Origin of the sequence: Hymenobacter sp. YC55 (assembly GCF_029433095.1) — a bacterium.
Classification (GTDB): domain Bacteria; phylum Bacteroidota; class Bacteroidia; order Cytophagales; family Hymenobacteraceae; genus Hymenobacter.
Map to the genome: position 1 here is coordinate 462533 of NZ_JARNTX010000002.1, position 21488 is coordinate 484020.

Sequence of the window (21488 nt, forward strand, 5' to 3'; positions counted from 1 at the left end):
AGTCGGACGCTTAGTACTGTGCCCGCTATTAAGATACTGGTTAACAGTTATCTAACATTGGTACTAGTAGGGGCGTCCTGACCATAAAGCACTGCCATCAACTCAACTGCCCCGCCGGCCCCTACCCCATAGGTACTTATTTTCCAGCGCAACGAGACGAGCGGGGTAAGCAAACGGCAAGGGTCATACCGAGGAGCATATAGCACGATAAGGCATCAGCGGCTTCTAGTAGATTATACACAAGCATCGTGGCTGCGCCGAAGCTGAGAATAGGTAGCTAGGAAGCAGTAAGAGATGATATGTAGCTGAAAAAAGCAATAGAGTGGTTCAAGGAATCAGTAGGACCCTACTAAGCTGAAAATGATAACCAAAGCCACTGAACTAGCTGGCTATTGTGACTGCTTATACTATCTTTAGCAACCTCGTGCGTATGGCGTGTGCCGTATTGCTGTCAGAACAGATTTTTCACTTCACTCTATGGTATAATGCGTACACTATTGGGCCCCCGCGGGCGACAACTTTTACTTGGATTGGCCACAGCCGGTACCCTCGCGGGGGGTACCTGGTGGTGGCAGCACCAACCTAGCAATGCAAGCTTGTCGCAAGAGTTGCGCGAGGGGCGGGAATTTGAAGAAGAGGAGGAAGAGGAGAGAGACAAAGAAGATCGGCCAGATCTGGCAATCGAACAGGAAATAGCGCGGACTATGGATCCCGCGACGGGTACCGTGCCACGTGAACGGTTGGTGTTGGCCCAGAAATATGCGCAGCGGTTGATAGCCGAGCGTGCCAACCAGCGGCCAGCTTCGGGCAGCCTTACTCTAACCCAATGGGCAGAACGTGGGCCAGCCAACGTAGGCGGACGTACGCGTGCCCTTCTGGTAGATGCCGGCGACCCGAGCGGCAATACTGTGTGGTGCGGTTCGGTGGGTGGTGGCCTCTGGAAAACAACCAAGGGCCTCGACCCGAACGCCACTTGGCAAAGCGTAGACAACTTCTTTTCCAACCTAGCTATTACAGCATTAGCAGCGGACCCCCGCAACGCCGATATCATGTATTTCGGCACGGGTGAAGGCTTCACAAACGCCGATGCTATTCGGGGAGAAGGTATTTGGAAGAGCAGCAACCACGGGCGGACTTGGGAGCAACTACCTAGCACCACCGGCGTCAATTTTCAGTACGTTCAGAAGCTCTTGGTTCACCCCACCAACGGCGACTTGTACGCGGGTACGCGTGCTGGCTTGTTCCGCAGCTCCAATGGTGGCTCCACCTGGACGAAAGTGCTAGGCGCAGGTGTCGGAGCCGTGCTCGACCGCATTGCAGATATCGAAATTTCAGCCAACGGAACGCTGTTTGCTACCGTGGGTATCGGAGCAGGGCAGACCGATGGTATTTATCGTTCGCCCTCCGGCGACGCTACTACCTGGACCAAGCTCAACACACTGGCAAACTCCGGTTTGCCTACCACGGGCTACGAGCGCATCGAGTTGGCTTGTGCGCCAAGCCGAGCCCGCCGCGTGTACGCCATCATGGAAAGCGCCAGCACGGGCGGAGTGCTCAATCTGTACCGCTCCGACGATGGCGGTGATACTTGGGTAACCATGACCCTGCCCGGTGGCAATGCCACGGCGCTGGCTAGTAGCCAAGCTTGGTATGACCTGCTGGCTGGCGTATCGCCAACCAACCCCGACCTGATTTATGTGGGGGGCTTGGACGTGTTTCGTTCGACTACGGCAGCCGATGATCCGGTTATCTGGACGAAAGTGTCGAACTGGACGGCAGCTCGTACTTCGGCAGGCTACTTGCACGCCGACCACCATGCCATTGCCTTCGCCACGCCTGACATCTGCTATTTCGGCAACGATGGTGGCGTGTCCGTGACCATGAATGCTTCGGTGGAAGCCCCGGCTCTTCCTGTGTTCAGTACGCGTGTAGAAGGCTTGAACATCACGCAGTTCTATGCTGTTGCGGTACACCCTACCAACGTAAACTACTTCTTGGCTGGCTCGCAAGACAATGGTACGCAGCTCTTCAACGGTGCTGGCGTGGTGGGTACTACTACTGCCACGGGCGGTGATGGCGCCTTCTGCTTTATCGACGAAGACGAGCCGCAGTTCCAGTTTACAAGCTACGTGTACGCACAGTACCGTCGCTCAATTAACGGGGGAACCAGCTTTTCCAACCATAATATCAGCGCCACGCTTGGGTCCTTTATCAACCCTACCGACTATGATAGCCGCTCCAATACTATGTATGGCGGCTACGGTGCCAACCAAATGTTTCGCTGGCTAGATGCTACCACTACGGCCGGAACTACGGCTACAGCGGTGCCACTGCCAGGGGCTGGTACTGTTACGCACGTTACTGTGTCGCCGAGCGTGGCAAACCGAATATACGTGGGTACCAACTCGGGCAAGGTGCTACGTATCGATTCCACGCTGAATGTGGCGCCACGAACACCAGTCATTACGGAGATTCGGGTGCCGGCCGCTAGCCCTGCACCAGGCTCCGTGTCTTGTGTGGCAGTAGACCGTGGCAACGAGCAGCACTTGGTTGTAACGTATTCTAATTACGGCGTAAACAGCGTGTGGGAAACCACCAACGGCGGCACAACGTGGCGCAGCGCGGAAGGCAACCTACCCGATATGCCCATCCGGTGGGCTTTGTTCGACCCCACCGATGGTACCCGCGTCATGCTGGCCACCGAACTCGGCGTGTGGGTCACCGATAACCTTGCCGCTACCACCGTAACTTGGCAGCCAGCCAACAATGGCCTTGCCAATGTTCGGGTAGATATGCTGCGTATGCGCACCTCCGACAAGCAAGTGGCTGCCGCCACCCACGGTCGGGGTCTCTACACCACCGATGCGCTACGCGTACTCGGCACCCGCGGCGCGGCCTTAGCCACTAACGGCTTCGTGCGGAATGCCTATCCGAATCCTTTCCGCGAGAAGCTGAGCGTAGAATTGGACCGCCCCGCTGCGGCTGGTACCGTGCTTACCCTCACCGACATGCAAGGTCGGGTAGTACACCGCACCACTTCTCGTGCCGCCGCACAGCAGCTCGAGGTACAGCCGCCGGCTAACCTGGCTTCTGGCGCCTACATTCTGCAAGTGAAAGGCAATGGCCAGACAGCTACCCGACGCGTCGTGAAGCAGTAAGATGTAACTAAGTACTACGAAAAAGCCCCGAAGCACATTGCTTCGGGGCTTTTTGATTTAAACCGTACAACTCAAGTGAGCGGAGCTGACAAACCAGTTCTTTATAGTTCCTTGCGCAAACGAGCCACCGGAATGTTGAGCTGCTCCCGGTATTTGGCGACGGTGCGGCGGGCGATGTTGTAGCCGCGGGCATTAAGCATCTTCTCGAGCTTATCGTCAGAAAGGGGCCGGTCTTTTTTCTCGCCCTCAATGATTTCCTTGAGAATGTGCTTCACTTCCCGGCTTGATGCATCCTCGCCTGAGTCGGTAGCAATGCCCTCGGAGAAGAAATACTTGAGGGGATAAATGCCGAACTCTGTTTGCACCGATTTCGAGTTGGCTACCCGGCTCACGGTACTGATGTCCATGTTGATTTCCTGCGCAATATCCTTCAGAATCATCGGGCGCAGCTTACTTTCGTCGCCTTCCTGAAAAAACTCCCGCTGGTAGCGCACAATAGCATCCATGGTCCGGAGCAACGTGTTCTGGCGCTGCCGAATAGCATCAATAAACCACTTGGCTGAATCCAGCTTCTGCTTTACAAACGTGACGGCCTCCTTCAGCTTCTTGTCTTTCTTGGCGCCCTTATCATAAGCCCGGAACATCTCGGTGTAAGCCGGAGACACCCGCAAATCGGGGGCATTGCGCGAGTTAAGCGTGAGGTTAAAAACGCCGTTGTCGTTGGTCAGGATGAAGTCGGGAATGACGTATTGCGCCTTGCCGCCACCTACCGGGCCGCTCCCGCCGGGCTTAGGGTTTAGCTTCAGAATGAGCGCAATAGCATCCTTGAGCTCGTCGTCCTCCAGGTCCAGCCGCTGCTGAATGCGTTGGTAGTGCTTCTTGGTGAACTCATCGAACATTTCGTTGAGAATTCGTTCAGCATGCTCGGTGATTTCGTCTTGGGGACGGCGTTCGAGTTGCAGTAGTAAGCACTCCTGCAAGTCGCGCGCGCCAATACCGGGTGGGTCGAAGCTTTGCACCAGATGCAGCACTGCTTCGATTTCAGACACTGACGCCTCAATATTTTGTGAGAAAGCCAGGTCATTGGCAATCGCCGACAAGTCACGGCGAATGTAGCCGTCGTTGTCGATGGAGCCGATCAGCTGACGCCCAATGGCTTCTTGCTTTTCGTCGAGGTCGGCAAAGCCTAGTTGGTCGATTAGGCTGTCGATAAGGGAGCCGCTGGTGTCGGCCAAGGGCATTTCCCGGTCGTCTTCGTCTTCGCCGGGGCCGTCGCCCTGCATCTTATAACCCGCTATTTCGTCGTCGTTGAGGTAGTCGCTCAGGTCGAGGTCGTCGTTGCTGGTCTCGCTCTGCTCCAGGGGCTCGTCCTTGGCGGACAAATCTATTTCGGGTTGTTCTTCGGTTTGGTTGTCGTTGTCGAAGTCTTCGTCCAGCGTATTGTCTGGGTTATCAAACTCGGCATCGGGGTCGTCGAAATCATCGGCTTCATCGGCCGAATCGTCATCACGCTCCTGGTCTTCTACTTCGTCGTCGGCATCGTCACCTTCTTCCAAAGCAGGATTAGCTTCTAGCTCTTCCTTGATGCGAGCTTCCAGCTCCGCCGTCGGAATTTGCAGCAGCTTAATGAATTGTATCTGTTGGGGCGACAGCTTCTGCGAGAGAAGCTGCTTCATGTCCAGTCTTTGCATACTCAAAAAACTCGTACGCCCTGTTAGGATGGAAACGGAGGCGGTTAGGTCAAATATAGGCCTTTCTGTACTTGCGTTTCAGGTAAAATGTTGGGCTGACCGTTGCCGCAGCCAACAAATAATCTGCCCGAATACACAACGATAAGAAGGAAGCAAGGATAAATAGGGCGTAGCCAATTTCGGGCCTTTACAGCCTAAAAAAGTCTCTCTTGCTAAAGGTAGGAAGCACACTGTGCCATCAAGGTTGCACGGAGGCCAAGGCGAGGTGGCTGAACTTGCCGACTACTTATCTAGAAGGGTTTTCACTGCCTTTTCAAAAGTCCTACCTTTACCGATTCTATACCGAGTATCAACCCCGAGAAGTAACGATTCAATGTCCGACCTCCGAAAGACCAGCGTACAGGATCTGCTCCGCAGCACCGACCTGGACCGTGAAGTGCTAGTACGCGGCTGGGTACGCACCCGCCGTGGCAACAAATACGTGCAATTCATAGCCCTCAACGACGGCTCTACTATCCATAATCTGCAAGTGGTAGCCGATGCCGAGAAGTTCCCGGAGGAAAATTTGAAAGAAGTAACCACCGGTTCTTGCTTGGCTGTGCGCGGCAAGTTGGTGGCTTCACAGGGCAAAGGGCAAGCTGTGGAAATTCAGGCTTCGGAAATTGAAGTGCTTGGTACGAGCAACCCCGAAGAATACCCTTTACAAAAGCGTGGCAGCGACCAGAAAGGCATTTCGCTGGAAGCTCTGCGGGAAATAGCCCACCTGCGCCCCCGCACCAATACATTTGGGGCCGTGCTGCGCATCCGGCACGCTATGGCGTTTGCCATCCATAAGTACTTCAACGACAACGGCTACTTCTACGTCCATACGCCCATCATCACCGGCTCCGATGCCGAGGGTGCTGGCCAGATGTTCCGCGTAACCACGCTGCCCGAGCAGAACCCGCCGCTCGACGAAGCGGGCCAAGTGGACTACAAGCAGGATTTCTTTGGTAAGCCTACTAACCTTACCGTTTCGGGCCAGCTCGAAGGCGAATTGGCGGCCATGGCTCTAGGGAAAATATACACGTTCGGCCCCACCTTCCGCGCCGAAAATTCCAATACCGCCCGCCACTTGGCCGAGTTTTGGATGATCGAGCCCGAAGTGGCCTTCAACGACCTGCACGATAACATGGATCTGGCTGAGGACTTCCTCCGTAGCCTGGTCCGTTACGCTCTAGAGCACTGTGCCGACGACCTCAAGTTCCTCAACGACCAATACGACAAGGAACTGCTAAACCGGCTGAAATTTGTAATCGACAACGAGTTCCAGCGCCTGACTTACACTGAGGCCGTTGAAATCCTGAAGTCGGCCAAGCAGAAGTTCGAGTTTCCTGTTGATTGGGGCACCGATTTGCAGTCAGAGCATGAGCGGTATCTGGTGGAGAAGCACTTTAAAAAGCCTGTCATCCTCACCAACTACCCCAAGGAAATCAAGGCGTTCTACATGAAGCTGGACGACGACGGCCGCACCGTGCGTGCCATGGACGTCCTCTTCCCCGGCATCGGCGAAATCATCGGCGGCTCGCAGCGCGAGGAAGACCTGCAAAAGCTTGTCACTCGGATGCGCGAGATGCACGTGCCCGAAGAAGACCTCTGGTGGTACCTCGATACCCGCCGCTACGGCACCGCCCCACATGCAGGCTTCGGCCTAGGCTTCGAGCGCCTTATCCTTTTCGTCACCGGCATGTCCAACATCCGCGACGTTATTCCTTTCCCGCGCTTCCCTAAGAGCGCCGAGTTTTAAAAAGTGAAATTTATTTAAGTGAAAAAGGCGGCTGTAAGGCCGCCTTTTTGTTTCTAGCAGTAATTCCGTAGCTCCTTGTCATCCACAGCCACCAGGGCATCCAAGCGCAGCTCAAAACCGTCGGCAAGGCGGAGGTACTCGACTTTGTCTTTGATATAAAGGTCTTGTATAGTGCCAGTATAGGTACTCGGGGGTGTATCAGGTTCGGTGCGGTAAGTGAGCGTGCAGGTCTGGCCGGTAGTAGCGCGAGCCTCTAGCTCATCGTAGAAAGAACAGCTGATAGGTTGGTAGGAAGTTGGCATGGCGGTGGGAGTGTGGTTGGCTATAAGCTTAGTACGGAAATCAGGCTCAATTTGATGGCAAGCCTGAATCAAGGTTACGGGAAATGGCACTACATCTTCTTTACCTCCCAATGGGTTCGGTTGTATTACATGGTATTCGGCTTGCAGAACTGACAGCAGGAGCAAAGCCAATAAGCAGTGTGAACAGGCGTTGCAGGGGTACTTCTGATACTGGTAGAATAAGACCTCTAAAGCTTGAGGCGTTAGGAGTTATTGCCGTTGTAGTTCATACTCCTCAAGGGCCATTGTACGAAGCAACTGGTCGTAATTACCATTGTTGGTGTTAGCTTGTTGCCACAGCTTATCTTGCACTGCAGGCGACTGTTTCAGCTTCTGCTCGATGGCTTGGATGCGTGCTTGATCGGCAGCAGTAAATGGAAAGAATAATTCGTGTGCAGTGGCAGTAAAGCCATAGTCGAAGCTGGCTAAGTTTTGTTGATTAAATAAAAGCAAGACAACATCTTGCGCTAGTACTTCTGCTTTATAATCCAGTAGTTTCACTTGTTTGTCGGAAGGCATCTCACTTCGGGCTCCAACCTGTACTTCCGTGTTGTAGTACCAGAACTGTGTTTTCTCGTTGAATAAGTTGGGTATGTACGGGTAAAAGCCAATTAGGCCCCATCCGAAACTGTCGCCTATCAACAGCATGCTGGGTTTCTTCTGACCTGGTTTTGGCAATTCAAATTTTATATCGGGATACACCATTTCGAATTCAGAGGGCCGATAAAGCAGATTCAAGGATCTGGTAATATCATCGTCGCTATCCTGGGGCTCATGAGTAATTGTGCGGCTGACAACCTGGTAATCAGGTAAATTAAAGTGTCCTCGCTGCTTGATGTAGCGGAAGAGCGTATCGGCCGCTAGCGTAATGCCATAGCCGCTCCAGTGAATGCCGCCCCGCGTAAATAATGGGTAAGAAACTGTGTCTTTCCACTGCTGAAACAGAGCCGCTAAATCAATCAAATTCACGCCTTTCTGTTGCATCTGCTGCACATAAGCCGTGTAGTTAGATTGCGTGCGGGGCAACTTCTGAAAGTAAGTGGGGTGGTATTCGGGGTAAAAGTTTGCCTTGGAAGGAGCAATAGCAAAAACTAATAGTATACCTCTACGAGCTAGGGTATCCTGCACAGCTTTGAGCCGGCGCACATTGGCCCGGATATGTTGGTCGCCTTGGTAGTCTTGGCCTGCGTAAGATCGAATAGCCGCCTCATCCAAGAAAACATTGTCTTTTCCGATAAGTACTTGGTTGGCCTTAGCGGTATTGAAAAAGGAGTAAGCTACCTGATTGCGTAAGCGAATTAGCAGCACACGAAAGCCAAGTCGGTCTTCGGTGTATTTCTCCAGCGCCAACTGATAACTACTGTCGAGCAATTTCGACCACTGAAGCTCCGGGTAGGGAGCACGTTCGGCATAACCGCCGAGCCTACCCATCTTGAATACGGGAAAAACGGTTTGGAACCCCGGCAAAATCAATACGATTAGCACTAGGCTCAGGAAAAAGCCCTTTAAAAGTTTAGGTGCGTAAGCTTTCAATAGTTTGGCCAGAAGGTGCTCGGTCAGAACAAGAAACAATCAACAGAAAGACAAGGCCAAGTGGAAAATCCCCACAAATTAGACGTAGTGCCTAAATAGGCATGGGCCGAGCTTGCTGGAAGAAAGTACTTAAAACCGGAAATAAATAAAGGGATTAAACGAACTGCCAAGGATGGCACCGGCACTCAGTATAAGCAATGCCGCCGTAGCCAAAGTAAGACTAGCCGCGCGGGGCAAGCTAAGTTTTTCGCCAAATAGCATGCTTACCTCCCAGCGTTCCACACGCGGTAGAGCAGCCATAAACGCAAACAGGCCTGCTAGCGTCAGCGTAATCCAAAATTCGTTGTTGAAGTAAGGTAGTTCGTTTAAGCTTCCGCTAAACATACGCTTCACATAAGCCAAAGCCCCTGCTAGCGTTTCAGCCCTGAACAGCACCCAACCTACTACTGTAACCAAGAAAGTAGGAACAATACTAAGAACACCTAAACGCTTGGAAATGCGCAGCAGAAACAGCCGATCAAGCACTAGAAACAAACCGTGGAAAGCGCCCCACGCAATAAAATTCCAAGCTGCTCCGTGCCAGAAGCCCGAGAGAATAAACACAGTCCAGAGGTTGATGTAAAGCCGGCTAGGTTTTACCCGGTTACCACCCAAAGGGATGTACAGGTAGTCGCGCATCCAGCGGCCTAACGTGATGTGCCAGCGTTGCCAAAATTCGGTGATGCTACGTGAAACGTAAGGGTTGTTGAAGTTTTCTGGAAACTGGAAGCCCATAATCCGGCCTAGCCCGATAGCCATATCCGAATAGCCCGAGAAGTCGAAGTAGATCTGAAAGGTGTACGCCAGTGCCCCCAGCCACGCCAACGGCGCCGATAGGTCGTCGGGATTTAGCCCGAAAATACGGTCGGCTTCTTGCCCCATGATGTTGGCAAAAAGTACCTTCTTTGCTAAGCCAATCCCAAAGCGAAATAGGCCCGCTAGCTTATGGTCGACGGTATCAAAGGCTCGTCGGTCGGTGAGTTGGCCGGCTATTTCGTGGAAGCGCACGATAGGGCCAGCTATCATCTTTGGGAATAGCATGATATAGAGCATGAAGTCCCAAAAGCTGCGCAAAGGCTTGTTCACGCCGCGGTACACATCAATGGTGTAGGTAAGCTTTTCGAACGTGAAAAAAGAAATACCAATGGGTAGCACCACTTTTTCCCACGTCAATTCCTCCCCACCTAAGGACGTTTTAAGAGCACTAAAATTTTCGAGAAAGAAGTTAGCGTATTTGAAGTAGAACAGCATCGCCACATTAATGATGATGCTCATAATCAAGTAAATGCGCTTCTGCCAGCCTTCTGCCCGATCCATAAGACGAATCAGAAAGAAGTTGACTACAACCGAAGCCACAAACAGCGCCAAAAAATGGAGCCCTCCCCAAGCATAGAAAGCTATACTGGCCACCAATGCCACTGTATTCTTAAAGCGAGTAGGAGTAAGGAAGTAGAGTAGCAGAAAGCCTGGTAAGAAGTAAAACAGGAAGAGTGTACTACTAAAAACCATATGATGAGGAATAGGCTGAATGCAAACTTCCTCGAAAATAAGGCTTTGTTGTTTGGCCGAACACAAAAATGCGCCGGACCCATTGAAGGAGTCCGGCGCATTGGCATCAAGAACAAGTGGGTTTAGTGCTTGCCGTGGCCTTTGCCATGGCCGTTATTTCCTTTGTTTTTGCCTTCTACTACATACACTCCACCTGGAGTTGGAGCAGCACCTAGCTTTTTGGCTTGTCCGGGAGGCAGGCCTTTACCTTTTTCCAAGCGCTTCACTTGGCCGGGCGGTAGGCTAACGGGATATAACGTGCGGTGCTGGCTGATCTGGCCCCATGGCTGTGCGCCTACATAGTCGATAACGACGGGGTGAAACGAGGAAGGCGTATAGCCGTCGACATTGACTACGCGCACCCACTGGTTGTCGCGTTGCACCACGTAACGTTGAGCGCTAAGGTCATAGTAGCCCCCAACTTCTGGGATATAATAATACTGCTTGCCTGCCGGTATAGCTGGACCCCAAGAAGGCCGTACAGCATTGCCGCGGCCTTGCGCCTGCGTGGTATAGGATAGGCCTGTGAGGGACAATGCCAAGGCAAGTTTCAAAACAGTTTTCATGATAGTAGGATTAGGATTTCGTTGTGGTAGCTGAATAAAAGCAAGAAAGAGGCCAAACTACGGTTGTGCTCATTTGTGCATGTCGCCAAAACAGTTGCGGATTGTAACCGACATAGCAAAAAAGAGCGTCTTCAGAATGAAGACGCTCTTTCGAAAGTTGCTTAGTAGGAACTGACTTACTGGCCCCGACCTCTACCATCAAAGGTGCCTCGCTCGTCGCGGCTTCTTTCAAAGCCACGGTCGTTACGACCAGAGTTGTTTTGGTTGTCCCAGTTGCCTCGCTCATCACGGCGGTAGTTGTCACGGTCATACCGGTCGTCGCGGCCGTAGTTACCGCGGTTGTTACGGTCGTAGTCGTTGCCGCGGGCGTAGCCTCGGTTGTTGTAGGGCGAGTTGTCGTAACGGCCAGGAGCCTGGCGGTAGCTTGGTGCCGGCCCATAGCTGCCCCGGCCGTTGCCATAGTAGCCATTGTTGCCGTAGTAGCGCCCTGGCTGCCAGCCCCGCTGGTTGCAATACGCCCGGTGGTCGCGGATGTAGCCCCAAGGCTGCCGGCCCACATAGTTGATTACAACAGGGTGGAAAAAGCGCGGATCGTAATTGGCGTAGTAAGTCGGCAGATATGGTGTGCTAACCCAGTAGCCATACGGGTCGAGGTACACATACTGCTGCGTGTACAAGTCGTAGTAGCCATCAATTTCCGGGATGTAGTAGTACTCCACGCCGGGGCCAACCACTGGGCCCCAAGCAGGACGTCCTACGTTGACGCTTACCCGCACCTGTGCTTGAGCAGCGCCGCTTTGCAGCAGCAACCCTAGCAGCAAAAGCAAGCCTGATTTTATTAGGAGTTTCATGCAGTCAAAAGGAAAATGTTTCTGATACATACCATACAATAACAGCGCCATTTCTCGGATTTGAGCAACGTAAACCACACAATTTCAGCGCGCAATATAGAAGTTCAACTAAGCTGAGACTTTTAAGCTAGCATTGTTGTTATAGGCAGTCTGCCCACACCTATAGTCGGCTGATTATCCCGAATTATGTTAGCCAAACCCCTTGGCAAATAAGCTATTCGGGATAGTAAGAAGGTCGGGTTTTACCTACCTTTGCAGACTTATTCGCATCGCTAGTGCATGGCCAAAAAATCAACCGCGGCATCGACTGCTGCATCGCCTAAAGCTCCAAAATCACCCAAGGCCCCCAAGGCTGCGGCGGCACCACAGAAAGCATCGACGGTGGCGGTAGCTCCGGTTTCGTTGCCTGCACTGGCGCCCCCAGCTTTTGCCGACGGGCAGCTTGCTGGTTCCGCTAGCAGCATCGAGTCGCCCTTCATTGAAGTATACGGTGCCCGGGAGCACAACCTGAAGAACGTTTCCATTCAGATTCCGCGCGGACGGCTTGTGGTTTTCACTGGCATATCCGGCTCGGGTAAGTCGTCGTTGGCCTTCGATACGATTTACGCCGAAGGGCAGCGCCGCTACATGGAGACCTTCTCGGCCTATGCCCGCAGCTTCATGGGTGGGCTGGAGCGGCCCGATGTCGATAAGATTGAAGGGTTGTCGCCGGTTATTAGCATCGAGCAGAAAACCACCTCACGCAACCCTCGTTCCACGGTGGGCACCATCACCGAGATATACGACTTTCTGCGTCTGCTCTACGCCCGCACGGCCGAAGCCTTCAGCTACGCCACCGGCGCCAAGATGATTCGGCAGAGCGACGACCAGATCATCAACTACATTCTGCAGCACTTCGACGGCAAGAAGCTGGTGGTGCTGGCCCCCGTGGTAAAAGGCCGCAAAGGACATTATCGCGAACTGTTCCAGCAGATTGCCAAGCTCGGCTTCACGAAAGTGCGCGTCGATGGCGAACTGCTCGACCTCACTGCCAAAATGCAGGTGGACCGCTACAAGATTCACGACATCGAAATCGTAATCGACCGGCTGGTGGTGAAGGAAGAAGACCGGTTCCGTTTGTCAGGCTCAGTGCAGAATGCGCTAACTCACGGCAAAGGCACCATGCTGGTGCTTGACCCCGACGAGAAGAAAGCAGACAAGAAAACGCAGTTCTTTTCGCGCTTTCTCATGGACCCCGTCACGGGCATTGCCTACGACGACCCGGCGCCGAACACGTTCAGCTTCAACTCGCCCTACGGTGCGTGCCCGGTGTGCAACGGCTTAGGCGAAGTGCAGGAAATAACCGAGGAATCGGTGATGCCGGACCGCAAGTTGAGCGTCAGCCGCGGCGGTATTGCCCCGCTCGGCGAGTACCGCGACATCTGGATTTTCCAGCAGCTCAGCGCTATCCTGAAACGCCAGAAGTTTAGTTTGAGCACGCCTCTAGAAAAGCTTCCCGACGACCTGATTGAGCGGCTACTCTACGGCATACCCGAAGACGACGAGGCTGACCCTAAGAAAGCCAACTACGCCGAGCCGTTCGAGGGCATCATCCCGTTTTTGCGGCGCCAGATGGAGTCCGATTCCGAGAACATCCGGGAGTGGATTCAGCAGTATACCCAAGCTAAGGAATGCCCCGAGTGCCACGGTTACCGCCTCAAGAAAGAGTCGTTGCACTTCAAGATGGACGACAAGCACATTGGGGAACTGTCGGTGATGGACCTGAACGAGTTGGCCGGTTGGTTTGAAGGCCTAGAAACGCGCCTCACTGACCGCCAAAACCTGATTGCGCGCGAACTGCTCAAGGAAATTCGTAAGCGCATCGGCTTCCTGCTGGAAGTGGGCCTCGACTACCTGAACCTGCACCGCTCGGTACGAACCCTGAGCGGCGGCGAAAGCCAACGCATCCGCCTCGCCACCCAGATTGGTACTCAACTCGTGGGTGTGCTCTACATCATGGATGAGCCCAGCATTGGCCTGCACCAGCGTGACAACGAGCGGCTAATCAAGGCCTTGCAGCACCTACGCGACATCGGCAACTCGGTGATTGTGGTGGAGCACGACAAGGACATGATTCTGCACGCTGACTACGTGCTCGATATTGGTCCGGGCGCGGGCATCCACGGTGGGCACATTGTGGCCTCGGGTACGCCGCAAGAGATATTCAATTCGGGTAGCCTCACGTCGCAGTATCTCAGCGGACAGAAGCACATCGAGTTACGCAAGAAAAAGCGGGTTGGGGAAGGCAATGAACTGGTATTGAAAGGCGCCAAGGGCCACAACCTGAAGAACGTGACGGTGAAGTTTCCGCTTGGGAAGCTTATCGCCATTACGGGCGTGTCAGGTTCGGGCAAGTCGTCGCTCATCCACGATACGCTTTACCCCATTCTTAATCAGCACTTCTTCAACGCCAAGCGTGAGCCGCTGACTTACGGCAGCATCGAAGGCCTAGAACTGATTGATAAGGTAATAGAGGTAGATCAGTCGCCGATTGGCCGCACGCCCCGCTCGAACCCCGCCACCTACACCGGCGTGTTCACGGAAATCCGGCAGTTGTTCTCGTCATTGCCGGAGGCGAAGATTCGCGGTTACGGACCGGGCCGCTTCTCGTTCAATGTGAAAGGCGGACGTTGCGAAACCTGCGAAGGTGCCGGCATCCGGACCATCGAAATGAACTTCCTGCCCGACGTGCACGTGCCCTGCGAAACCTGCAAAGGCCGCCGCTACAATCGTGAAACGCTGGAAGTACGCTTCAAAGGCAAGTCCATTACCGACGTGCTTGACATGACGGTGGAAAAGGCCGTGGACTTCTTCGAGTTTCAGCCCCGGATTCTGCGCAAGATTCAAACACTGAACGAAGTAGGCCTTGGTTATCTCACACTAGGCCAGCAGGCTACCACGCTTTCGGGCGGTGAGGCGCAACGTGTAAAGCTAGCCACCGAGCTCAGCAAGAAGGACACTGGCAAGACGTTCTATATCCTTGATGAGCCCACCACCGGTCTGCACTTCGAGGACATCAGCCACCTCGCCGATGTGCTTCAAAAGTTGGCCGATAAAGGCAACACCGTCCTTATTATCGAGCACAATCTCGACCTGATCAAAGTAGCCGACCACGTTATTGACATCGGGCCCGAAGGCGGTGCGGCGGGCGGTACCATTGTGGCACAAGGCACGCCTGAGCAAGTAGCAAAGTCGGGCAAGGGCCATACCAGCCGCTTCCTGGCCGAGGAACTGCGTACCAGCAAATACGTGGAGGCATAGAACCAGAAGATAACGCTGCTACAAAACAAGAGCCCGATACGCTAGGCGTATCGGGCTCTTGTTTTGTAGCAGCGTTCAACTGTTCGGCAATAGAAAATCCGCTACTTCAATTGGGTAGCGGCTTTCCTGCTGATTTCGTGAAAGCCGAAGCTCGTCCTACATCATGCCCGAGTGTTCTTTCGACATGGTTAGGTGTTTCTCGATAACGGGCGTCGTCTTCGTAATGAAGGTCTGCAAATCCGTGTCTTTCGTCATGGCCTTGTGCGCAGCCATTGTATTCAGCGTCTTCTGGTGGTCGATTACCATCTGATCCATGAACTTCTTCTCTAGCTCTTTGCCCGAGAGCTTGCGCATTTGCTCGGCTATAGCCTTGTGCTCGGCGTCCATGTCGGTGGGCAGCGTCACGTTCTTTTTCTGTGCTATAGCCTTCAGGTTGGCTGTCGAATTGGTATGATCGGTGATCATCATGTCGGCGTGAGTTTTGGCCATGCCGGTTGCGCCCTTCTCTAGTACGAGCTTGCTGAGCTGCATTTCGTTTTGGTCGCTGTGCGCCGCCGACTTCATAAAGGTTGGGTCGTCGGTATGAGGAGCAGTCGGACCATTAGGGTCAGCCATAGCCCCGCCACCAACCGCACCGGCTGAAGCACTATCGCCGCTCATGCCGCCAGTAGCGGAAGAGTCCATAGCACCGGCTTCGGTGTTGGTTGGGGCGCTACCCGTTGCGCTGTCGGCGGTAGTAGCGTTAGTGTCGGCAGATTGACTACAAGAGCCGAGGGCCAAAAGGCCAAGGCAAGAGGCACTAAAAAGAAAGCGTTTCATAGCAGATGCTGTTGAGGTGTTTGATGGTAGAACGTACTCGCTTTGACGAGCTTAGGTTATGGTCGAGCTTGGCCAGCCGAGTCAGCCGACATTGCCGAGTCAGCATCTGCCGACACTGTCGGGCCCGCGTCATTGTCGATTACGGTAGCATCAGCTTCCACTCCGCCTTCATCGGCCGCTTTGTCAATATCACTCACTGCTTCGCCGGCAGTGCCATCCGTACGCTTTTCGGCGTTGCCACAGCTACTAAAAGAAAGGATTGCGGCCAAGGCCAGCAAAGAAAGAAAGTTGGTTTTCATGGTGTAGTGGTAAGTGGTATGTGAGAGGAGTTATTTAGGCAACTTGTCGGCCGCTTGCTCGGCGGCTTCCCGGTGTTTTTTCAAGGCAGGGAGGTATTTCGCTGCAAAGGCTCGGATGTCACCATCGTAAGCTTCGTCGCTCATATCATCGAAGTCGTTGACGGCACGACTGTGGCTGTCTTCCAGCAGGTCGAGGTATTTGCGGTCGAAAGCCGGGCCATTGAGGGCCGTTAATTCGCCTACCCGTTCTGCTTGGTCTTTGCCTAAGCTGGCGGGCAGTACAATACTCTTGCGGCTGGCTACGGCCTTCAGGTCGGCTTGCATGGGCGCATGCTCCGCAACTATGGTTTGCGCCACGAATTTCACATCGGGCGAGGTGGCTTTGCGCTGTGCTATCTGGCTCAGCTCTAGATCCAGCATACTGCTGCTGGCAGCCGTTACCATAAATTCCGCATCGCGCTCCTGCTTTTCGGTTATTGCTTCATTTCCGATGCGCTTCTCGTTCTGAAATTTGGCTTCAGCAACCGGATCTTTGTTGCTTTCACCTCCCGAACAAGCGGTGAACAATGGCAGCGCTGCCAGCGCTAAAAATTGGAAACAACGCATGATTTCAGGCTTTTGTGCAAGTGACAAGTGTGTGGATATACGGTAAGCTCCGCTAGCGGTTGGGGTGCAAGAGGAATTGAGCTTGCAAAGCAGACCCAACTGTGAAATTGAACCGCGGTAAGCACTAAGTAGAATGCCGCTAGCCGATAATGTAGTAAACAACAAACCGCAAGGGGCTCGGTTGAAATCGAGTTCCTTGCGGTTTGTTGTCAATGATGATAAGCTACAGTTCGGGTTTCAGGAACTGCGCGAATCCTGTTTATTTTCGCGCTGCAGCAGCACTTCCGCCAATAGTAAATCTTCAGGTGTGGTAATCTTCAAATTACAATAATCACCGGGTACAAGCCGAATAGGGTGCAAGTCTTCTACCACACTGGCATCATCGGTGAAGGTGGGTAGCTCAGGCAGTTGGTAGGCGCGGCGGAGCAATTCTATTTCAAAGCATTGCGGCGTCTGTACCAATCGAAGCCGGGTGCGGTCTAGCGCGTATGACCCCTGCTGACTCAGCCCTCTTACTGAATCTTTGGGTGGCACAGCGGCTATAGCTGCTCCGTGCTCGGCAGCAGCCGCATAGGTATTTTCAATTACCGCTACTGGCGTCAGCGGGCGTACGCCGTCATGCACGGCCACTACGCCATGATGGTATTCGGCTAACTGCGCAAGGCCCTTGCGCACCGAAGCCCACCGCGACGCACCACCCGCCACCGTAGTATGCGGAATCTGCACCTTATGGGCCGTACACAGCTGTTGCCACGTCTCGAACTGGTCGAGTGGAAGCACCACTACTATAGCGGTTACCCCCAATGCAGGCTCGGCGAACCGGCGCAACGTATGCAAAAGCACGGGCTCGCCATTCAAATCCAGAAACTGCTTCGGCCGGTCGGCTCCCATGCGTGTGCCACTACCACCGGCTACCAGAACGGCAAAGCGCGGTACTGCCGCAGGAGTATTGAATAGCGGAGCAGCGTCGGGAGAAGTAGCAGGCATAGTATTCGTGGAATGGATGGGTAAGGGAAGCACAAAGAAAAGCCCCACCACCGAAAGGTAGTAGGGCTTGGTTTTACTGAGCTGCTTGTTGCTTACAGAATAAGCATGGCGTCGCCGTAGCTGAAGAACTTATATTTCTCTTTGATTGCCACATTATACGCCTCAATCAGAAGCTCATACCCTGCAAAGGCAGCGGCCATCATCATCAGGGTGCTCTCCGGAGTGTGGAAGTTGGTGAGCAGCGTGTTGGCAATTTTGAAATCGTACGGAGGGAAGATAAACCGGTCGGTCCAGCCTTCGTTGGCCTTCAGGCGCGAGTTGGCCGACACCGACGATTCCATGGCGCGCATTGAGGTAGTGCCTACGGCGCACACCCGCTTTTTGGCATCGAGGGCGCGGTTTACAACGGTGGCCGAAGCAGCGGGCACAATGAAATTCTCGGAATCCATCTTGTGCTTGGTTAAGTCTTCCACATCTACTGTGCGGAAGGTGCCCAAGCCTACGTGCAGCGTAACCGGAACTACTTCTACACCTCTGATTTCGAGGCGCTTCAGTACTTCGCGGGTGAAGTGCAGCCCGGCAGAGGGAGCTGCCACGGCACCCGTGTGCTTGGCATAGATAGTCTGGTAACGCTCTTTGTCGGCGGGCTCGGCGTCGCGGGTGATGGATTCGCGGGGCAGGGGAGTTTCGCCTAAGTTGTGTAGAGCCTTGTAAAACTCTTCGTCGGAGCCGTCGAACAAGAACTTGATGGTCCGGCCGCGGGAAGTGGTGTTGTCGATAACTTCGGCTACTACTTCGCCTTCGTCATCGAAATAAAGTTTGTTGCCAACCCGGATTTTACGAGCAGGGTCCACCAACACGTCCCACAGGTGAATTTCTTTGTTCAGCTCACGAAGCAGGAACACTTCGATCTTAGCGCCGGTTTTCTCTTTGTTGCCATAGAGGCGAGCCGGAAATACTTTCGTGTCGTTCACCACGAATACGTCGCCTTCGCCAAAGTATTCAATAATGTCTTTGAACGTGCGATGCTCAATCTTGCCACTGTCGCGGTGCACCACCATCAGGCGTGATTCGTCGCGGTTTTTGGCCGGGTGTTGGGCCACCAGGGCTTCGGGCAAATCAAACTTAAACTCGGAAAGCTTCATAGAGGCAGGTAAGGCAAAGGCAATAGCTAGGGAAGCTAAAGAAAATTTGAGTCGGCGAAAGTACGTAACCTAGCTTGATTTATCGTTACTTTTCGCCCGAAAAGGTGAAATTGTGAAGATGTGAAATGGTGAATTCGATGTTCTATCTACGCCATTTGTGTTGACTGTAAAAACTAAACTCGCCATTTCACAACTTCACTATTTCACCTTATGAAAGTTCTGCGCCTGACTTTAGAAAGCTTCCGCTTTGCGTGGCAAGCACTCAAATCTAATTTGCTGCGGACGGTGCTTTCACTGCTTGGCGTGACGGTGGGTATTTTCGCCATCATTGCCGTGTTCACCGTAGTCGATTCGCTGGAAGCTAACGTGCGCCAGAGCATGAGCTTTGTGGGCGACAAGGTGATATACGTGATGAAAATGCCGTGGACTTTCGACCAGCCCGATTATCCGTGGTGGCGCTACTTTCAGCGGCCGGCCCCAACCGTACGCGAGTTTGAACTGCTACAACGCAGCCTCTCCAACAACCAGCGCGGAGTGGCTATTTATGCCGCAACGGGCGGCAATACCCTACGTGTGGGCTCTAACAGCATGCAGGACTGCGCACTCATGGGCGTCACCTACGACTACCGTAACGTATCCGACTTGCCCATCGAGGAGGGACGTTATTTCACCACGCAGGAAATGGAATCGGCTCGTAACGTGGCTATTATCGGGGCCGATATTGCTGCTAATCTATTTCCTAATGGCTCGGCGTTAGGTCAGGAGTTTAAAGCCAAGGGGTTGACGTTTACGGTAGTTGGCGTAGTAAAAAAGGAGGGCAAAAAGATTCTCGATACGCCTAGCAACGACACCAACTGTGTTATTCCGTTTGGCGCATTCACCAAGCTGTTTACCTTAAGTACCAATGGCCTAACGGGCGTCACGCCTACTATTGCGGTGAAGGGGCGCGAGGAAGATGCCGGCCTGCTAGACCTGGAGTATGAAATGAAGGGGTTGATGCGCAACATTCGCACTCTCAAGCCTCGCGAGGAAGACAACTTTGCCCTCAACCGTCCCGAAATGCTGACCAATATGATCGGCAAACTCTTCTCTGTTATTGGGGTCGCGGGAGCTGTCATTGGGTCGTTTGCCATGCTGGTTGGAGGGTTCGGCATTGCTAACATCATGTTTGTATCGGTGAAAGAGCGCACCAACATCATCGGCATTCAGAAGTCGTTGGGTGCCAAGAACTACTTTATTCTGTTTCAGTTTTTGTTTGAGGCCATTTTCCTGTGTCTCATCGGAGGCGCGGCCGGTATCTTTCTGGTTTGGCTCATTACGCTGGTGCCGCAGGACATTACCCCCATCCATCTTTCTGGCTCTAACATCACGCTTGGACTCACCGTATCAGTGGTGATTGGGGTGCTGGCCGGTATTATTCCGGCCGTGCTGGCAGCCAATCTGGACCCCGTCATTGCTATTCGGAGTAAATAGCGAGTCCCACCTAACTTTTCATGAACTAATATCCGCTGGTCAGGCGTCGTATTATCCTGAACCACTCAGGCACTCTGCGTGCTGCTTTCGGATTAGAAATTTCTTTAGAAGAGCTTTAAAGCTTGATTTCGTAATACGGCAGGTGCCTCGGCAATGCAGCAGCCAGCGTAGATTACAGCTACAGCGTGGTGTTCTTTTTCGGAAGCACAACCATCACGCTATGTTAACAAAATGTTAATTTGCACGCCTGTACTTTTAGCCGCTCTATCTGCGTGGGGCGGCTTTCCTTTTTCCAAATTCCCCAACCTTAGCAACCTGGTTTCTCTACCAGCCTTGCCTTTTATGAAAGTTTACTAGTAATGTCTAAGCTCAAAAAAACCAGCCGTACCAAAGCCTCCGACGAGGCCCTGAATGCCGGTAGCGGCCAAACCATCCGGCAGCCGGATGTCAACAACAACAAAGTCAAGAGCATCAGCGACATCCGCGAGCAGACCCATGGGGTGCGGACGCTACAGCTAGACGACGAGCAGCGTATTCGCAAAGCTTTCGTCGATAAAGACTGGAACGAAATCAAGATTGCCGACTCTTGGCAAATCTTCAAGGTGATGGCCGAGTTCGTGGAAGGCTTCGAGAAGATGTCGAAAATTGGGCCGTGCGTGTCTATTTTCGGTTCGGCTCGGACCAAGCCCGAGAACCCCTACTACCAGATGGCCGAGGAAATTGCGGCTAAGCTAGTGCGCCACGGCTATGGCGTCATTACGGGTGGTGGTCCGGGTATCATGGAAGCAGGCAACAAAGGAGCCCGCTCTGAGGGAGGCCGCTCGGTTGGTTTGAACATCGAGCTACCATTCGAGCAGTTCAACAACATCTACATCGACCCAGACAAGATCATCAACTTCGACTACTTCTTTGTGCGCAAGGTGATGTTCGTGAAATATGCCCAAGGCTTTATTGGCATGCCCGGTGGCTTTGGTACTCTCGACGAACTGTTTGAAGCTATTACCCTAATCCAAACCAAGAAAATCGGCCGCTTCCCCATCGTGCTGGTAGGCACGGCCTACTGGAAGGGTATGTTCGAGTGGATCGAGCAGGTGATGCTAAACGACGAGCACAACATTTCGCCCGAAGACTTGCACTTGGTGCAACTAGTGGACGATGCTGCGTCGGCAGTGAAAATCATCGATGATTTCTACTCTAAATACCTGCTTTCGCCCAATTTCTAGTATTATCCTTCTCGCTTCAAAAGCCAGCTCATTCTTAGGAGGAGCTGGCTTTGTTGTTTATATTCAGTGTATTATATGCATTCTAAACCAAACTTGTTCACGAGAAAATTGGATAAAACCAAA

Annotated in this window: 16 protein-coding genes; 5 read left to right on the plus strand and 11 right to left on the minus strand. The window is 53.1% G+C overall.

Annotated features, from left to right (window positions below):
- Positions 1–485 precede the first annotated feature (485 nt).
- Entirely contained in the window at positions 486–3158 is a 2673-nt protein-coding gene (locus tag P1X16_RS15220; protein ID WP_277230663.1) for a T9SS type A sorting domain-containing protein, read from the plus strand.
- A gap of 101 nt (positions 3159–3259) precedes the next feature.
- On the opposite strand, the gene rpoN is transcribed toward P1X16_RS15220, so the two are convergent.
- The gene (gene rpoN, locus P1X16_RS15225) at positions 3260–4834 is read right to left on the minus strand and encodes an RNA polymerase factor sigma-54 (RefSeq protein ID WP_277230666.1); all 1575 of its coding nucleotides are present in this window, start codon (positions 4832–4834) and stop codon (positions 3260–3262) included.
- 388 nt (positions 4835–5222) lie between these two features.
- Here rpoN and asnS point away from each other — a divergent pair, with 388 nt between their 5' ends.
- Positions 5223–6635 carry an asparagine--tRNA ligase gene (gene asnS, locus P1X16_RS15230; RefSeq protein WP_277230669.1) on the plus strand — a complete coding sequence of 471 codons (1413 nt, stop codon included), beginning with the start codon at positions 5223–5225 and terminating at the stop codon, positions 6633–6635.
- Between the two features lie 53 nt (positions 6636–6688).
- Here asnS and P1X16_RS15235 read toward each other — a convergent pair whose 3' ends face one another.
- The 5 genes from P1X16_RS15235 to P1X16_RS15255 form a co-directional block, all read right to left on the minus strand.
- Positions 6689–6937, minus strand: coding sequence for a hypothetical protein (locus P1X16_RS15235; protein WP_277230672.1), 249 nt, complete (start codon positions 6935–6937; stop codon positions 6689–6691).
- A 249-nt stretch (positions 6938–7186) separates the two neighbouring features.
- The gene (locus P1X16_RS15240; protein ID WP_277230675.1) at positions 7187–8461 is read right to left on the minus strand and encodes a hypothetical protein; all 1275 of its coding nucleotides are present in this window, start codon (positions 8459–8461) and stop codon (positions 7187–7189) included.
- 177 nt (positions 8462–8638) lie between these two features.
- The gene (locus P1X16_RS15245) at positions 8639–10057 is read right to left on the minus strand and encodes an MBOAT family protein (protein ID WP_277230677.1); all 1419 of its coding nucleotides are present in this window, start codon (positions 10055–10057) and stop codon (positions 8639–8641) included.
- Positions 10058–10179: 122 nt separating this feature from the next.
- On the minus strand, positions 10180–10662 hold the full coding sequence (locus tag P1X16_RS15250) for a hypothetical protein (protein ID WP_277230679.1): 483 nt from the start codon (positions 10660–10662) through the stop codon (positions 10180–10182).
- A gap of 176 nt (positions 10663–10838) precedes the next feature.
- Positions 10839–11513 (minus strand): hypothetical protein, encoded by a 675-nt coding sequence (locus tag P1X16_RS15255; RefSeq protein WP_277230681.1) that lies wholly within the window; start codon positions 11511–11513, stop codon positions 10839–10841.
- 279 nt (positions 11514–11792) lie between these two features.
- Between P1X16_RS15255 and uvrA the strand changes: the two genes are divergently transcribed.
- Entirely contained in the window at positions 11793–14813 is a 3021-nt protein-coding gene (gene uvrA, locus P1X16_RS15260) for an excinuclease ABC subunit UvrA (RefSeq protein WP_277230684.1), read from the plus strand.
- A gap of 156 nt (positions 14814–14969) precedes the next feature.
- Here uvrA and P1X16_RS15265 read toward each other — a convergent pair whose 3' ends face one another.
- The 5 genes from P1X16_RS15265 to queA all read right to left on the minus strand — a co-directional run bounded on the left by P1X16_RS15265 (position 14970) and on the right by queA (position 18669).
- A complete protein-coding gene (locus tag P1X16_RS15265; protein WP_277230686.1) occupies positions 14970–15632 on the minus strand; it encodes a DUF4142 domain-containing protein in 663 nt (220 codons plus the stop codon).
- 56 nt (positions 15633–15688) lie between these two features.
- On the minus strand, positions 15689–15931 hold the full coding sequence (locus P1X16_RS15270; protein ID WP_277230691.1) for a hypothetical protein: 243 nt from the start codon (positions 15929–15931) through the stop codon (positions 15689–15691).
- A 30-nt stretch (positions 15932–15961) separates the two neighbouring features.
- Positions 15962–16537: a DUF4142 domain-containing protein gene (locus tag P1X16_RS15275; protein ID WP_277230694.1), complete on the minus strand. Its 576-nt coding sequence runs from the start codon at positions 16535–16537 to the stop codon at positions 15962–15964.
- 237 nt (positions 16538–16774) lie between these two features.
- On the minus strand, positions 16775–17524 hold the full coding sequence (locus P1X16_RS15280; protein ID WP_277230696.1) for a 2-C-methyl-D-erythritol 4-phosphate cytidylyltransferase: 750 nt from the start codon (positions 17522–17524) through the stop codon (positions 16775–16777).
- A 92-nt stretch (positions 17525–17616) separates the two neighbouring features.
- Positions 17617–18669 carry a tRNA preQ1(34) S-adenosylmethionine ribosyltransferase-isomerase QueA gene (queA, locus tag P1X16_RS15285; protein ID WP_277230700.1) on the minus strand — a complete coding sequence of 351 codons (1053 nt, stop codon included), beginning with the start codon at positions 18667–18669 and terminating at the stop codon, positions 17617–17619.
- A 210-nt stretch (positions 18670–18879) separates the two neighbouring features.
- Between queA and P1X16_RS15290 the strand changes: the two genes are divergently transcribed.
- The gene (locus tag P1X16_RS15290) at positions 18880–20142 is read left to right on the plus strand and encodes an ABC transporter permease (RefSeq protein WP_277230703.1); all 1263 of its coding nucleotides are present in this window, start codon (positions 18880–18882) and stop codon (positions 20140–20142) included.
- 359 nt (positions 20143–20501) lie between these two features.
- The gene (locus tag P1X16_RS15295) at positions 20502–21365 is read left to right on the plus strand and encodes a TIGR00730 family Rossman fold protein (RefSeq protein WP_277230707.1); all 864 of its coding nucleotides are present in this window, start codon (positions 20502–20504) and stop codon (positions 21363–21365) included.
- Positions 21366–21488 lie beyond the last annotated feature (123 nt).